Origin of the sequence: Rhizobium vallis (assembly GCF_003985155.1) — a bacterium.
GTDB classification, from domain to species: domain Bacteria; phylum Pseudomonadota; class Alphaproteobacteria; order Rhizobiales; family Rhizobiaceae; genus Rhizobium; species Rhizobium vallis.
The window spans coordinates 20,033-35,612 of sequence record NZ_ML133696.1 but is presented as its reverse complement, the minus strand read 5'-3'; the positions used below and the strand labels follow the sequence as shown (position 1 = coordinate 35,612).

General features: G+C 62.3%; 14 protein-coding genes and 1 pseudogene. 8 read left to right on the top strand and 7 right to left on the bottom strand.

Features of this window, described 5'->3' with window-relative positions; translation table 11 throughout:
- Positions 1–63 precede the first annotated feature (63 nt).
- Positions 64–639 carry a PadR family transcriptional regulator gene (locus tag EFQ99_RS26045; RefSeq protein WP_126924100.1) on the top strand — a complete coding sequence of 192 codons (576 nt, stop codon included), beginning with the start codon at positions 64–66 and terminating at the stop codon, positions 637–639.
- Between the two features lie 279 nt (positions 640–918).
- Here the strand turns inward: EFQ99_RS26045 and map are convergent, their stop codons facing one another.
- From map to EFQ99_RS26020, 5 genes are all read right to left on the bottom strand, one after another.
- Entirely contained in the window at positions 919–1,677 is a 759-nt protein-coding gene (gene map / locus EFQ99_RS26040; RefSeq protein WP_126924099.1) for a type I methionyl aminopeptidase, read from the bottom strand.
- A gap of 40 nt (positions 1,678–1,717) precedes the next feature.
- On the bottom strand, positions 1,718–2,779 hold the full coding sequence (locus tag EFQ99_RS26035; protein WP_126924098.1) for an LLM class flavin-dependent oxidoreductase: 1,062 nt from the start codon (positions 2,777–2,779) through the stop codon (positions 1,718–1,720).
- A 266-nt stretch (positions 2,780–3,045) separates the two neighbouring features.
- A complete protein-coding gene (locus EFQ99_RS26030; protein ID WP_126924097.1) occupies positions 3,046–3,513 on the bottom strand; it encodes an SRPBCC family protein in 468 nt (155 codons plus the stop codon).
- 90 nt (positions 3,514–3,603) lie between these two features.
- Positions 3,604–4,863: an RNA polymerase sigma factor gene (locus tag EFQ99_RS26025; protein WP_126924096.1), complete on the bottom strand. Its 1,260-nt coding sequence runs from the start codon at positions 4,861–4,863 to the stop codon at positions 3,604–3,606.
- A complete protein-coding gene (locus EFQ99_RS26020; RefSeq protein ID WP_126924095.1) occupies positions 4,860–5,234 on the bottom strand; it encodes a YciI family protein in 375 nt (124 codons plus the stop codon). The genes EFQ99_RS26025 and EFQ99_RS26020 overlap by 4 nt, the downstream gene beginning before the upstream one ends.
- 193 nt (positions 5,235–5,427) lie before the next feature.
- Between EFQ99_RS26020 and EFQ99_RS26015 the strand changes: the two genes are divergently transcribed.
- Complete coding sequence (locus EFQ99_RS26015; RefSeq protein WP_126924094.1) at positions 5,428–6,390, top strand: hypothetical protein; 963 nt, start codon at positions 5,428–5,430, stop codon at positions 6,388–6,390.
- A 16-nt stretch (positions 6,391–6,406) separates the two neighbouring features.
- Here EFQ99_RS26015 and glpK read toward each other — a convergent pair whose 3' ends face one another.
- On the bottom strand, positions 6,407–7,900 hold the full coding sequence (gene glpK / locus EFQ99_RS26010; protein WP_126924093.1) for a glycerol kinase GlpK: 1,494 nt from the start codon (positions 7,898–7,900) through the stop codon (positions 6,407–6,409).
- Between the two features lie 154 nt (positions 7,901–8,054).
- On the opposite strand from glpK, the gene EFQ99_RS26005 reads away from it, so the two are divergent.
- From EFQ99_RS26005 to xdhC, 5 genes and pseudogenes are all read left to right on the top strand, one after another.
- Entirely contained in the window at positions 8,055–8,831 is a 777-nt protein-coding gene (locus EFQ99_RS26005) for a 3-hydroxybutyrate dehydrogenase (RefSeq protein ID WP_126924092.1), read from the top strand.
- A 28-nt stretch (positions 8,832–8,859) separates the two neighbouring features.
- The gene (gene xdhA / locus EFQ99_RS26000) at positions 8,860–10,326 is read left to right on the top strand and encodes a xanthine dehydrogenase small subunit (protein WP_126924091.1); all 1,467 of its coding nucleotides are present in this window, start codon (positions 8,860–8,862) and stop codon (positions 10,324–10,326) included.
- Positions 10,327–10,573: 247 nt separating this feature from the next.
- Positions 10,574–12,913, top strand: a complete 2,340-nt coding sequence (xdhB, locus tag EFQ99_RS25995; RefSeq protein WP_126924090.1) for a xanthine dehydrogenase molybdopterin binding subunit — start codon at positions 10,574–10,576, stop codon at positions 12,911–12,913.
- Positions 12,914–12,937: 24 nt separating this feature from the next.
- Positions 12,938–13,348, top strand: a pseudogene (locus tag EFQ99_RS25990) (endonuclease domain-containing protein); the annotation flags it as partial.
- A gap of 225 nt (positions 13,349–13,573) precedes the next feature.
- Positions 13,574–14,389 carry a xanthine dehydrogenase accessory protein XdhC gene (gene xdhC, locus EFQ99_RS25980; protein ID WP_126924087.1) on the top strand — a complete coding sequence of 272 codons (816 nt, stop codon included), beginning with the start codon at positions 13,574–13,576 and terminating at the stop codon, positions 14,387–14,389.
- Here xdhC and EFQ99_RS25975 read toward each other — a convergent pair.
- Positions 14,365–14,556 carry a hypothetical protein gene (locus EFQ99_RS25975; RefSeq protein WP_126924086.1) on the bottom strand — a complete coding sequence of 64 codons (192 nt, stop codon included), beginning with the start codon at positions 14,554–14,556 and terminating at the stop codon, positions 14,365–14,367. The genes xdhC and EFQ99_RS25975 overlap by 25 nt on opposite strands.
- Before the next feature lie 101 nt (positions 14,557–14,657).
- Between EFQ99_RS25975 and EFQ99_RS25970 the strand changes: the two genes are divergently transcribed.
- A complete protein-coding gene (locus tag EFQ99_RS25970; protein WP_126924085.1) occupies positions 14,658–15,554 on the top strand; it encodes a LysR substrate-binding domain-containing protein in 897 nt (298 codons plus the stop codon).
- The last annotated feature ends 26 nt before the right edge of the window (positions 15,555–15,580 follow it).

The window sequence follows — 15,580 nt, the reverse complement described above, 5'->3', positions numbered from 1 at the left end:
TTATCTTACGATATATATTTTACGACATAGTCAACGATATATCCAACGATGAAAGGGAAAACCATGAGAGGTTTTAAAGGCGGCATGTTCGGCGGAGGTTTTCGCATGGGCCGCAAATTCGCAGCCGGCGACCTGCAGCTCGTCATCCTGGCTTTGCTCGACGAGCGGCCGTGCCATGGCTATGAATTGATCAAGATCCTGGAGGAGCGCTCCGGCGGCTTCTACGTGCCGAGCCCCGGCGTCATCTATCCCGCGCTCACCTATCTCGAGGAAACCGGTCTGGCGGAAGTGGAGGCCGAGGGCGCCAAGAAGCTCTACCGCATCACCGAGACCGGTCGCCGGCGTGTTGCGGAAAACCGCGAGATGATCCTGCACACGCTCGCCAAGCTCGAACGCATCGGCGAGAAGATGGCCTATGTGAAGCGTGTCTTCGAAAGCGATCGTCACGGCGCCGACGAAGGCGATGACGGCGACTTCATGCAGGACGGCGGCGACATCCGCGCCGCCCGCATGCTGCTGCGCTCGGCACTCAGGATGCGCTATCCCTGGTCCAAACCCGAAGCCGCCCGCATCGCCGCCATCCTCGAACGCGCCGCCACGGAGATCCTGCAGGGCGGGCGGCCGGAAACGCAGGGGTGAGGGCTCCATGTCGGGTACGTCCGCATTCGGTGCGTGCGAGAAGAGGCACTACAGCACCCATCCGGTCATGCGGTTTCCCGGTATACGGGCGGAAGATTTGACAGGTGTGCCAGCCTCCCCTCCCTCATTCCTGTGCTCGTCACAGGAATCCAGTGCGCCCAAGTCCTTGGGCGCGGGAGACTCTTTAATGATGGTCGTAGATTCATTCACCGCGCGGACGCGCGGTGGCTGGATTCCTGTGACAGGCACAGGAATGAGGGAGGAGGAGGGAGCGTCCCGCTATCCCCGTTCATCCGGCAGCGTCAAAATCATCGGCCCATTCCGCGTCGCAACCACGGTATGCTCATATTGCACGGTCGGCGCCTTCGGATCGGCATAGAGCGTCCAGGCATCGTCGCCGCCTTCGGCCCAGGTCGCGCCGAGCGACAGGAAGGGCTCGACCGTAAAGACGAGACCATCCGTCATGACGCGTTTTTCCGAAGGGTCCGGCCAGGTCGAAAGCTCGGCCGGCTCCTCATGCAGCGAGCGGCCGACGCCGTGGCTGGCCAGGTTGGCGACCAGCGTATAGCGGTTCTTTTGCGCAAACGCGCCAACGGCGGTGCCGATCTTTGCCAGTGGCTCTCCCGATTTCACCTGGTTGAGCCCGACCCAGAGCGCCCGCCTGCCGTCGCGGCAGAGCCGCTCGATCTTCGGCTTGACCGGCGGCACCGCGAAGGAAGCGCCGGTATCGGCGAAGAAGCCGTCCTTCTCAGCGGAAACGTCGATATTGATGAGATCACCGGCGCGGATGACGCGCGGGCCGGGAATGCCGTGGGCAATTTCTTCGTTGATGCTGATGCAGGTCGCGCCCGGAAACTGGTAGCAGAACTCCGGCGCCGAGCGTGCGCCCGAGGCCTCGAGCACCTTGCGGCCGATCTGGTCGAGCTCCAGCGTCGTCATGCCGGGCTCCATCGCCGCCGCCATTACCTGGATGGCATTGGCGCAGATGCGGCCGATCTCCTTCAGCTTCACCAGTTCATCGTCGTTTGCGATAACCATTCGTCTGTTCCGGCCTTGCGCAGGGACGGCCGCGGCCGCCTCAAGCTGAGGCTTTCGCCCCTTCGCCCTTTTCAGTCAATGCCTTTCTGACGATCGGCGCGACTTTCGTGCCGTAGAGCTCGATGCCGCGCATGATCTGATCATGCGGCATCAGGCCGATCGCCATCTGCAGCAGGAATCGGTCGTTCTTGAAAAGCGCGTGATGGGCGATGATCTTTTCGGCGACCACCTCGGGATCGCCGAGGAAGAGCGCGCCGTTCGGCCCGCGCGACATGTCGAAATGCGCCCGGCTGGTCGGCCCCCAGCCGCGCTCGCGGCCGATGCGGTTCATCACCTCGGCCTGCGGCCCGTAAAACTGCTCGGCAGCAGCTTCCGTCGTGTCGGCAATGAAACCGTGGACGTTGATGCTGGTCTTCAGCTTCGTCTGGTCCTGCCCTGCCCGGCGCGCCGCCTCGCGATAGAGATCGAAGAGCGGTGCGAAACGGCGCGGCTCGCCGCCGATGATCGCCAGCGCCACCGGCAGACCGAACGCGCCGGCGCGCGCCACCGATTGCGGCGTCCCGCCGACGGCGACCCACAGCGGCAGCGGATCCTGCAGCGGCCGGGGATAAACGCCGCGCCCCTGGATCGGCGCACGAAGCTCGCCCTTCCAATCCACAGTCTCGCCGTCACGCAGCGCCAGCAGCAGATCGAGCTTCTCCTCGAAGAGCTGGTCGTAATCTTCCAGATTGTAGCCGAACAGCGGGAAGGACTCGATGAAGGAGCCGCGCCCCGCCATGATCTCGGCCCGGCCATTGGAAATCAGGTCGAGCGTCGAAAACTGCTGGAAGACGCGCACCGGGTCATCGGAGGAAAGTACGGTGACGGCGCTCGTCAGCCGGATGTTTTTGGTCTTGACGGCGGCCGCCGCCAACGCCACCGCGGGAGCCGATGCCGCATAATCCGGCCGGTGATGCTCGCCGAGCCCGAAGACGTCGAGCCCGACCTGATCGGCAAGCTCGATCTCCTCGATCAGATGCTTCAGCCGCTCTGCCCCTTCCGCTCCTTTGCTGCGGGAGGGATTAGGATTGACGTCCGCGAAGGTATAAAGACCCAGTTCCATTGTCGGCATCCCATTGAATTCCGCCCGGAGATAAGGATCGGCAAGAGGGAACGCAAATACAAACTCTGGAACGGAATGTTCGAGAATCTTGATAGGCGGGCAATGTCTTGGGCGCAGCATCCACGGACACCCAACGACGTGCCCGCAGCGCAATTCGAATCTGAATTCAACGACTTCCAGGCATCGGCGGAATCACCTTCCAAGCCACCTCACACCACACTTGAGGCGTGAGGGCGGCGCGGCCTTCACCGCGCCGCCTCCATCGCTCACATCGTCGCCAGCAGTTCCGCCAGCTGGTCCGCTGCCTTGCCCCATCCCTCATGGAAGCCCATCTTCTCATGCGCTTCCTTGTCCTCGGCGCGCCAATGCAGCGCCATGGCGGTATACTTCGTCCTGCCGTTTCCGAGTTCTTCGAGCAGGATGACGCCCGTGAAGAAGGGCTTTTCCGACGGTACCCAGGCGCTGCTATAGGCATCGGTGAAGACGATCTTTTCGTTCTCGATTACCTCGAGATAGACGCCGCGGTTCGGGTATTGATTGCCGTCGGGATCCTGCATGACGACGACACTGGAGCCGCCGGGGCGGACGTCGAGCGTTGCGTCCGCGACGCTCCAAGGGCGCGGCACGAACCACTGCTTCAGCAGTTCCGGATCGGTCCATGCCCTGTAGATCTTCTCGCGCGGCGCGTCGAATTCGCGAACGAGGACAAGTTCATGCTGCGTGCTGGCGGTCATTTCAACATCTCTCCATTTGAATGAAACCTGTTTCGTATCAGGTTGTTACAAGGACGTGTCGAAGTTCGACATTCCGACAGCGCGCCGAAATTATTTTGCGACCAGCTGCGCGGCCTCTTCCTGCATCTTGTCGATCTGGTGACGGATATGAGCAGCCTCCGCGGCGGACTGGGCAAGCGCGATGGCGCGGTCGAAGGCTTCGCGCGCCTGGCCATTGCGGCCGAGCTGCTTCAACAGATTGCCGCGCAGACCATGATAGTAGAAATAGCCGTCGAGCTTCTCGCCAAGCGGATCGACGACATCGAGCGCGGCCTGCGGCCCCTGCAATTTGGAAATCACCACCGCCCGATTGAGCGTGACGACCGGCGACGGCTGGATACGCTCCAGCGCGCGATAGAGCAGATCGATCTCGACCCAGTCTGTATCTTCCGCGCGTTTTGCCCGGGAATGAATCGCCGCGATCGCCGCCTGAAGCTGGAAGGGGCCAGGCCGGCGGTGACGTAGCGCCTTGTCGAGCAGCACCAGCGCCTCGTTGATGAAGGGCTGGTTCCAGAGCGAGCGGTCCTGATCCTCGAGCAGCACGATTTCACCCTCGGCGCTGAAGCGCGCCGGCCGGCGCGAGATCTGTAGAAGCATCAGCGCAAGCAGCCCCATCAGTTCCGGTTCCGATGGAAAGATATGCAGCATCAGCCGCGCCAGCCGGATTGCCTCGTCGCTGAAGGCGGCCGCCTCCTGCTTCGGGTCGGCCTGGCTGTAGCCCTCGTTGAAGATCAGATAGATCATCGTGCTGACGATCGACAGCCGCTCCGCCCTCTCCCCAGGGCTCGGTGTTTCGAAAGGCACGCCCGCCTTGGCGACGCGCGCCTTGGCCCGGGTGATGCGCTGCTCCATGGCGCTTTCGGACACCAGGAAGGCGCGGGCGATCTGCGGCACCGAAAGGCCGGAAACGATGCGCAGCGCCAGCGCGATCTGCTGGGTAGCCGGCAGATCGGGATGGCAGCAGATGAAGAGAAGCCGCAGGATGTCGTCGCGATAGTTGGAATCATCAAGCCGCCCGGCGATATCGCTTTCCGCATCCTCGGTATCGGAGATCGTATCCTCGTCCGGCAGCGCCTGGAGCTTCGACCGCTTGCGCACGGCATCGATGCCGCTGTTGCGCCCGACGAAGATGAGCCAGGCCGTCGGATCGCGCGGCGGCCCTTTCTCCGGCCAGGTGCGGATCGCCCTGAGGCAAGCTTCCTGGAACGCCTCTTCCGCGGTATCGAGATCGCGGAAATAGCGCAGCAGCGCGCCGAGCGCCTTGGGGCGGGCAGAGGCAAGCGCGAGGTCGATCCAGGCAATGTCGGTCATGATGCAGCATCTCCCGGCCTGAACACGTAGAAAGGCCGAATTTCGTAAGAGGTGGAACCGGGATTGACCGAGGAAAGCTGCTTCGTGAAGGCGACCGCCCCATCGAGCGTATCGAAGTCAACCACGTAGAAGCCGAGAAGCGCCTCTTTCGTTTCCGCAAAAGGCCCATCGATGACGAGAGCCTCGTCCTTGCCCTTGCGCACGGTGGTCGCAGCCGTCGTCGGCATCAGCCGGCCGACCGGGCCAAGCTTGCCGGCTTTGGCAAGCGGCTCCTGCACGGCGTAAAGCTTCTCCATGACGGCAGCCTCCTCCTCCTCGGTCCAGGCGAAGACGGTTTCCTCATGGGCGTAACAAAGGATTGCGTAAAGCATTGGTCACTCCTCTTTCCGAATGACGAAGGAGTAACCGCTTAGCCGACAGGTCGCATCAAAAAATTATCGATGGAGAAGTTTGTAAGCACCACGCTTGAGCGTCCCTGCGAGCGGGACATCGGCGGTCATGGAGTTGCCTTTTTTGAACCGGAGAGCTGCCGGCACTTCCATTGCCTTTTCATTCGAGAACCCCATGAACAAATCTCAGAGATTTCTCGCCGCACTTGCCGCCCTCGCTCTGCCGATGCAGGCTGCCCATGCCGCCTCCGCCCCGGAAAACTTCCTCTATACGAGCTCCGGCGATCTCGCTGCCGCAAAGGCCACGCTTGCCCTGCCCGATATTTCAGGCGTTCAGGTCGTCTACAACTGGAAAAGCCTGGAACCGGCGAAGGGCCAGTATGATTTTTCCGCGATCGAGCAAGACCTCACCATCGCCAAGGCACTGAACAAAAAGATGTTCATCCAGGTGCAGGACCGCTTCTTCAGTCCGAAGGCGCGCAACATCCCCGACTATATGCTGACCGAACCCGAATATGACGGCGGCCTCACCCCACAGTTCGATAATCCCGGCGAAAACAAACCTGTCGGTTCCGGCTGGGTCGCGCAGCAATGGAATCCTGCCGTGCGCGAACGCTATCAGGCGCTACTGAAAGCGCTCGCCGAAAAATTCGATGGCCGGGTCTACGGCGTCAACCTGCCGGAAACCGCGATCGATCTCGACCCCAAGCACGAACCGAAGGGCTATAGCTGCGATGCCTATTTCGCTGCCGAGATGGAAAACCTCGCTTTCACCCGCAAGGCCTTCGCAAAATCCATGGTCGTTCAATATGTGAATTTCTGGCCCTGCGAATGGGAAAACGACCATAACTACATGGGCCGTCTTTTCGATTTCGCCGCAAAGAACAATGTCGGCCTCGGTGGTCCCGATATCGTGCCGAACCGCAAGGCGCAGATGAAGAACTCCTATCCCTTCTTCAACCAATACAAGGGAAAGCTCGCCTATGTCGGCCTCGCCGTGCAGGAGCCGACGCTGACCTACAAGAACCCGGCGACAAAGAAGCCCTTCACCAAGCAGGAATTCACTGCCTTCGCCCAGGATTATCTCGGTGCCAACGTGATCTTCTGGAGCACGGCGACGCCGTGGCTGAAGGAATAACCCGGCGTCTCCGGAATCACCCCTCGCTCAGTGTCCGCTTCACCGCATTCTTCCAGCCCTTGAGCTTCGCCGCCCGCACCTTTTCGTCCATGTCGGGCTCGAAGCGCCGATCCCGTTTCCACGTCGCGGAAAACTTCTCCCTATCCGGCCACACCCCTGCCCGGCTGCCCGCAAGCCAGGCAGCACCCAGCGCCGTCGTCTCCAGGATCACCGGGCGGTCGACCGGGGCATCGAGCAGGTCGGCGAGGCGCTGCATCGTCCAGTCGGAGGCGACCATGCCGCCGTCGACGCGCAGCACGGTGTCCTCAGTGCCGTTTTTCCAGTCCTTCTGCATGGCATCGAGCAGATCGCGGGTCTGATAGCAGACGGCTTCAAGTGCGGCGCGGGAAAGTTCCGCCGGGCCGGTGTTGCGCGTCAGCCCGAAGATCGCGCCGCGCGCCTTGGCATCCCAGTGCGGCGCGCCGAGGCCGGTGAAGGCCGGCACGAGATAGACCTCCTGCGTCGGGTCGGCCTTTTCAGCGAGCGCGTTGGTATCGCCGGCCTTGCCGATGATGCCGAGCCCATCGCGCAGCCACTGCACGGCCGCCCCCGCGATGAAGATCGAGCCCTCCAGCGCATAGGTCGTCTCGCCGTTCAGGCGATAGGCGATCGTCGTCAGCAGCCGGTTTTTGGAGCGCACCATGTCGGCGCCGGTATTGAGCAGGGCGAAGCAGCCGGTGCCATAGGTCGATTTCAGCATGCCTGGCGCAAAACAGGCCTGACCGATCGTTGCCGCATGCTGGTCGCCGGCAACGCCGAGGATCGGGATTGCGGCACCGAAGAGGCCGGGATCGACCGTGCCGAAATCGGCGGCGCAATCCTTCACCTCAGGCAGCATGGCGGCCGGTACTCGGAGAATATCGAGCAGATCCTCGTCCCATACGTTTTCGCCGATATTGTACATCAGCGTGCGCGAGGCGTTGGTGGCATCGGTGACGAAGCTCTTGCCGCCGGTCAGCCGCCAGATCAGGAAAGTGTCGATCGTGCCGAAGCAGAGATCACCCCTGGCGGCGCGCGCCCGCGCGCCCTTCACGTTGGCGAGCATCCACGAGAGCTTGGTGCCGGAAAAATATGGATCGAGAAGCAGGCCGGTCTTCTTGGTGAAAACCCGCTCCAGATCCTGCCTCTTCAGATTGTCGCAATAGCTTGCCGTGCGCCGGTCCTGCCAGACGATGGCGTTCTGGATCGGCCGGCCCGTCTCGCGTTCCCAGACCACGACCGTCTCGCGCTGGTTGGTGATGCCGAGCGCCGAAACATCTTTCGCCTCGATATCGGCATCGCGCAACGCCATGTTGACGGTGGAGATCACCGAAGCCCAGATCTCCTCGGGATCGTGCTCGACCCAGCCGGAGCGTGGATAGATCTGGGTGAATTCCTTCTGGCCTTTGCCGGCGACGCGCATGTCGCCATCGAAAACGATCGCCCGCGTCGACGTCGTCCCCTGATCGATCGCCAGAACATATCCGCCCATGAAAACCCCTCCTCACCTGTCGATTGTCGAGACAAATCAATAGGACACGGATGCAAGCGAGAAAAGCGAATAAAGCGGAATTGCCAGCCTGCCGGCTTTGGGCATAACCTCGCCATAACGTTGCAACGCAGCATCGATGTCAGGAGAGAACAGCATGAGCAGATCAGTCGTCGTCACCGGCTCCACCAGCGGCATCGGTCTTGCGATCGCCACCGCCTTTGCCGAAACGGGCGACAATGTCGTCATCAACGGTTTCGGAAATGCCGATGAAATCAAGACGATCGTCGCGCGACTTGAATCATTGTCCAAGGGCCGGGCGATCTACCATCCGGCCGACATGACCAAGCCCGCCGAGATCGCCGACCTGATCGAAACGGCTGCAAAGACATTCGGCACCGTCGATGTCCTCGTCAACAATGCCGGCATCCAGCATGTCGAAAAGATCGAGGATTTCCCGATCGAGAAGTGGGACCAGATCATCGCAATCAATCTGTCGAGCTCTTTCCACACCATGCGTGCCGCCATTCCGCTGATGAAGGCGAAGAAATATGGCCGCATCATCAACATCGCCTCGGCGCACGGGCTTGTCGCCTCCCCCTTCAAATCCGCCTATGTGGCGGCAAAACATGGTATATTAGGCCTGACGAAGACGGCAGCCCTGGAACTTGCCGAATTCGGCGTGACCGTGAACGCCATCTGCCCCGGCTACGTGCTGACGCCGCTCGTCGAGAAGCAGATACCCGACACTGCCAAGGCCCGCGGCATGACCGAGGAGCAGGTGAAGAGCGAAGTGATCCTCAAGGCACAGCCGACCCGTGAATTCGTCAAGGCCGAGGAGATCGGCGCGCTGTCGCTCTACATCGCGAGCGATGCCGCCCGCCAGGTGACCGGTACGCACATCTCGATTGACGGTGGCTGGACGGCGGCTTAACCATTTGGAAAAAACAACCGGGAATATCATGAACGACAGCATCCGCTTCATCCTGAATGGCGAGGACATCGCGCTCACCGATGTCAGGCCGACCGAGACGCTTCTCGATTTCCTGCGGTTGAAGCGGCGTCTGACCGGCACCAAGGAAGGATGCGCGGAAGGCGATTGCGGCGCCTGCACGGTACTTGTCGGCAGGCTCGCCGACGGTAAGCTCGCCTATGAATCCGTCAATGCCTGCATCCGTTTCGTGGGCTCGCTGCACGCGACCCATGTGGTGACGGTCGAGCATCTAGCCGGCCGGGACGGCGCGCTGCATCCGGTGCAGCAGGCACTTGTGGATTGCCATGGCTCGCAATGCGGCTTCTGCACGCCAGGCTTCGTCATGTCGCTCTATGGCCTCTGGCTGACGACCGAGAAGCCGAGCCGCCGGCAGATCGAAAAAGCCTTGCAAGGCAATCTCTGTCGCTGCACGGGCTATGAGCCGATCGTCAAGGCAGCCGAGCAGGTGAGCCAGACGCGGCCAAGCGCACTCTTCGACCCGCTGGAGCGCAGGCGCTCGGAAATCGTCGCGCGGCTCTGGGCAATGCAGGCGAGCGGCACCATCAGGATCGGGAATGGCGAAGACCGGCTGATCGTACCGGCCTCGATCCAGGCGCTGGCGGAAATTCTCTCGCAGGAGCCCGATGCCACCATCGTCGCCGGCTCGACCGATGTTGGCCTCTGGGTGACGAAGCAGATGAGACGGCTGAGCCCCGTTGTCTTCATCAATCACCTGAGCGAATTGCAATCGGTCACGCAGAGCGAGGACGGCATCACCATCGGCGCCGGCGTCAGCTACAGCGGCGCTTTTGCCGCGATCTCGAAAAAGATCCCGGCGCTCGGACGGCTGATCGACCGCATCGGCGGCGAACAGGTGCGCAACATGGGCACGATCGGCGGCAACATCGCCAACGGCTCGCCGATCGGCGACAGCCCACCGCCGCTGATCGCGCTCGGCGCCACGCTGACGTTGCGCTCCCTGGAAGGCCAGCGCAGGATACCGCTCGAGGAGTTCTTCATCGCCTATGGCAAGCAGGACCGCAGGCCCGGCGAATTCGTCGAGAGCGTCTTCGTGCCCTATCCCAGGGAAACCAGCCGCTTTGCCGCCTTCAAGATCACCAAGCGCCGCGACGAGGACATCACCGCCGTGCTCGGCTCCTTCCTGCTGACGCTCGATGACGCCGAGATCGTCACCGACATCCGCATCGCCTTCGGCGGCATGGCGGCAACACCGAAACGCGCCCGCGCGGTGGAGGCCGAACTGATCGGCAAGCCCTGGACGGAAGCAACCATCGAAGCCGCCCGCTTCGCCTTCGACGCCGACTTCCAGCCGCTGACCGACTGGCGCGCCACGGCGGAATATCGCCAGCTGACGGCGAAGAATTTGTTGACGCGGTTCTATCTCGAAACAGTCGGAGCGCCGGCGGAGCTGAAGCGGTTCGAGGAGGTGGCGTGATGGAGAAAATGACCACAAGCGCAAGCCGCCCCCCTCATCCGCCCTACGGGCACCTTCTCCCCGCTGGGGAGAAGAGGGAGTGTGCCGTATCCTCGCGCCCGTTATCAGACGTCGGCGATTTGGCCCTGGTCCAGCGGCATGTCTCTTCTCCCCAGCGGGGAGAAGGTGCCGGCAGGCGGATGAGGGGGGCGAGCGGCAATGAGCCGCGAACGCCCGGAGCGGGCAATCTTCCTGGAGGACACCGCTAATGGACAAGTCCACCTTCGAAGACCGCAAAGCCATCATCGCAGGCCCCATGCACGGCTCACAGCGTCACGATTCCGCGCACAAACACGTCACCGGAACCGCCGATTACATCGACGACATCCCCGAACCCGCAGGCCTCCTGCACGGCGCCCTCGGCCTCGCCGACCGCGCCCATGCCGAAATCCTCAGCATCGATCTCTCCGCCGTTGCCGCCTATCCCGGCGTCGTCTGGGTCTTCACCGGCAAGAACGTGCCCGGCGTCAACGACGTCAGCTCCAACGGCAGCCACGACGAGCCGCTGCTGGCCGAAACTTTGGTTCAGTTCCACGGCCAGCCGATCTTTGCCGTCATCGCCGAAACGCGCGATGCAGCCCGCCGCGCCGCGCGGCTGGCAAAGATCGAATATCGCGACCTCCCGCACTGGAGTGACATCGACGGCGCGCTTGCCAACGGCAGCCCGCTGGTCATCACACCGATGACGCTCCATCGCGGCGAGCCGGAAACGGAAATGCCGAATGCCGCCATGCGTCTGAGAGGCCAGATGCGCATTGGCGGACAGGAGCATTTCTACCTCGAAGGCCATATCGCCGTGGCGATCCCCGGCGAGGATGACGAGGTTACCGTCTGGTCCTCGACGCAGCATCCGAGCGAGATACAGCATATCGTCGGCCATGTGCTCGATATCCCCTCCAACGCCGTCACCGTCAACGTGCGCCGCATGGGCGGCGGCTTCGGCGGCAAGGAAACCCAGGGCAACCAGTTCGCCGCCCTCGCAGCGATCGCCGCCAAGAAGCTCGGACGTGCCATCAAATTCCGTCCCGATCGCGACGAGGATATGAGCGCCACCGGCAAGCGCCACGATTTCCTGGTCGATTACGAGGTTGGCTTCGATGCCGAAGGGCGCATCCATGCGGTCGATGCCACTTACGCGGCGCGCTGCGGCTTCTCCTCCGACCTGTCGGGCCCGGTGACCGACCGCGCCCTCTTCCACGCCGATTCCAGCTATTTCTATCCGCATGTGCATCTGCAATCGAAGCCACTCAAGACGCATACGGTCTCCAACACCGCCTTCCGTGGCTTCGGCGGCCCGCAGGGCATGCTCGGCGCCGAGCGCGTCATCGAAGAAATCGCCTATGCCCTCGGCAAGGACCCGCTCGATATCCGCAAACTGAATTTCTACGGCCAGCCGGGTTCCGGGCGCACGCTGACGCCCTACCATCAGGAGGTCGAGGACAACATCATCGCCCGCGTCGTCGAGGAGCTGGAGGAAACGGCCGAATACCGGGCGCGGCGCAACGCCATCATCGCCTTCAATCGCGACAGCCGCTATATCAGAAAGGGCATCGCGCTGACGCCGGTCAAATTCGGCATCTCCTTTACGATGACTGCCTTCAACCAGGCCGGCGCCCTCGTCCACATCTATCAGGACGGCTCGATCCACCTGAACCACGGCGGCACGGAAATGGGCCAGGGCCTCTATACCAAGGTGGCGCAGGTGCTGGCCGACAGCTTCCAGGTCGATATCGACCGGGTGAAGATCACCGCGACGACGACCGCCAAGGTGCCGAACACCTCGGCCACCGCCGCCTCCTCCGGCTCAGACCTGAACGGCATGGCCGCCTATGACGCCGCCCGCCAGATCAAGGAACGGCTGGTCGCTTTCGCTGCCGAGAAATGGAACGTGCCGCCCTCCGACGTCGTCTTCCTGCCGAACCGCGTGCGCGTCGGCGAAAGCGAGATCCCCTTCCCCGACTTCATCAAGCAGGCCTATTTCGCCCGCGTTCAGCTTTCCGCCGCCGGCTTCTACAAGACGCCGAAGATCCACTGGGACCGCAAGGCCGGCCGCGGCACGCCCTTCTACTATTTCGCCTATGGCGCTGCCTGCACCGAAGTCTCAATCGACACGCTGACCGGCGAATATCTGATCGACCGCACCGACATCCTCCACGATGTCGGCCGCTCGCTGAACCCGGCAATCGACCTCGGCCAGGTTGAGGGCGCCTTCGTCCAGGGCATGGGCTGGCTGACGACGGAAGAACTTTGGTGGGACGACAAGGGCAGGCTGCGCACCCATGCCCCCTCGACCTACAAAATCCCGCTCGCCTCCGACCGCCCGAAGATTTTCAACGTGCGGCTTGCCGAATGGTCCGAGAACACTGAGGCTACCATCGGCCGCTCCAAAGCCGTCGGCGAACCACCCTTCATGCTGGCGATCTCGGTGCTGGAGGCATTGTCGATGGCGGTGGCGAGTGTCGCGGATTACAAGGTCTGCCCAAGGCTCGATGCACCGGCTACGCCAGAACGGGTGCTGATGGCGGTGGAGCGGATGAAGCGGGTGTAGAAGACCGCTGAGATGTCTGATCTCGAAGATGTTAGAAAGAGGCGTCTCGGCAAAACCGCACAGGCCCGCAAACTGCGTCAGACCGAAACCGAGGAAGAATACCGGCTTTGGGGTGACCTGCGAAATCGGCAGTTGAATGGCTATAAGTTTGCGCGGCAGGTTCCGCTCGGGGGCTACATCGTCGACTTTCTCTGTCGGGAGGAGCGACTAATTATAGAAATAGATGGATTTCATCACGCCAACAGTATGCCCGACACGATACGAACCTTGTGGCTGAACGAAGCTGGATATTCCATCCTGCGTTTTTGGAACCATGAAATAACCAGAGAACGGCGAGCGGTTCTCGAGACGATCCTCGCCGCACTTGAAAGGCGGTTATTCCAGCGAGATGACATCCTTCGCTTCTATCCTGCGATCGTTCGTACGGAGAATTGAAAACGTAATGCGCTTGAACCAAGCCCCCTCATCCGACCCTTCGGGCCACCTTCTCCCCGCTGGGGAGAAGAGGGGAGCAAGCCTATTGCGCTTCCTTCCCATCGCGGACGCTTTTAGGGGGCAAGACGTTGCCGCACACCTCTTCTCCCCAGCGGGGAGAAGGTGCCGGCAGGCGGATGAGGGGGCCTTCGCGACATGCTCCGAAGCTCCCGAGGTCCACATCCCATGACCGACCTCCCCACCTTCCTGGCCGCCAACCCACACAGCATCCTCGTCGACATAATAGGCACTCAAGGCTCCACCCCGCGCGAGGCCGGCGCCTTCATGCTCGTCTCGGCCAACGCCCTCTGGGGCACGATCGGCGGTGGGCAGTTCGAGTTTATGGCGATCGGGAATGCTCGGGAAATGCTCGCCGGAACCGGCGGGATAGCCACCATGGACATTCCGCTCGGCCCCGAAATCGGCCAGTGCTGCGGCGGGCGCACGCAATTACGGTTCCGTCCCCTGACGCAGGTGGTGAGAGACGAGCTCGAGGCAAAACTTGCCGACGAGATCGAGCGTCTGCCCGAAATCTATCTCTTCGGCGCCGGCCATGTCGGCCGGGCGCTGGCCGCGGCTTTGGCGCCGCTGCCCTTATCGGTGACGGTCGTCGAAACCAGGCAGGAAGAGCTCGCCAATCTGCCTGATGAAACCAAGACCCGGCTCGTACCGATGCCCGAGGCGCTGGTGAAGGATATTCCTGGCGGCGGCGCGGTCGTCATTTTGACCCATGATCACGCGCTGGATTTTCTTATAGGCCGCGAGGCGCTTGAGAGAACCGATCTTGCCTATGTCGGCATGATCGGCTCATCGACCAAGCGCGCCACCTTCGCAAGCTGGCTTTTGCGCGAAGGCGGCGGCGAGCGCGGCTGGATGGAGCGGCTGACGTTGCCGATCGGCGGCTCCGCGGTCAGGGACAAGCGCCCTGAGGTGATCGCCGCCATGACCGCCGCCGAAATCCTGACGGCACTTGCGGCCTACCGCATGCGCTCATCCTCGTAATAGGGATCGCGTCCGTCGAGAAAGCCGAGATCGCGCTTGACGCGGTCGGGTGCTGCGTCGAGATCGAGCCGGGACTTGCGCCATATCCGCGCCAGCCCACCGCCGATGCGCTGGAAAATCCCGATGGTCGGCTGCGGGCGGCTTTGGTCGATAGCTTGGCAATCCATGGCATCACCTCGATGGTTTGATGGTATGAGTTGCAGTTTGTCGCCAAAAATGCTGCAATTCCAATCGAACAACCGTCTGCGTGCATCAAGAGAACTTATCCATGAAACTCTCGAAGCAATTTCCGCTGAATGCGCTGCGCGTCTTCGAGACCGCCGCTCGGCTCGGCAGTTTCACCAAGGCGGGCGAGGAGCTCGGCATGACGCAGACGGCCGTCAGCTATCAGATCAAACTGCTGGAGGAGAATGTCGGCGAGCCGCTCTTCCTGCGCCGTCCGCGCCAGATCACGTTGACGGAAACTGGCGAGCGGCTGGCACCGAAGGTGACCGAAGCCTTCGCCATGCTGCATGACGCGATGGCGACGGCGCGCGACAGTGTCGAGGGCACGCTTGCCATCAGCTCGACCCATACCTTTGCTTCAAAATGGCTGGCCCCGCGCCTCGGCTCCTTCCATTTGAAGCATCCGGCGATCGCGGTGCGTTTTCAGTCGACCTCCGACATCATCGACTTCGCGCGCGAACAGATCGACGTCGGCATCCGCTGGGGCGACGGCGACTGGCCGGGACTGACGCTGCACCGGCTGATGGGCCTGGAGTTCACGCCGATGTTGAGCCCGAAGCTGGCGGAGGCGAAGGGCGGCATCCGAGAGCCGCGGGATCTCCTGAAATTCGACCTCTTCGACGCCGGCGACATCTGGTGGAAACAATGGTTCGAGGCGGCCGGTGTCACGGAAACCGATCTCGACCGACGCCCGCGCAACCAGCTCGGCTCCCAGGCGATGGAAGCCGATGCGGCCATCGCCGGCCATGGCGTCGCCATCCTGCATCCGGCTTTCTATGAGGCCGAGATCGCGCTCGGCCGGCTCTATCAGCCCTTCGAACTGACCCGCAACGACGGCAAGGCCTATTGGCTCGCCTATCCGGAAAACCGACGCAACGTGCCGAAGATCAAGGCCTTCCGTAACTGGATTCTCGAAGAGATGAAGGCGGCCGGCAATTAAATCTGACGTCGGACCCGGTTGGTGAG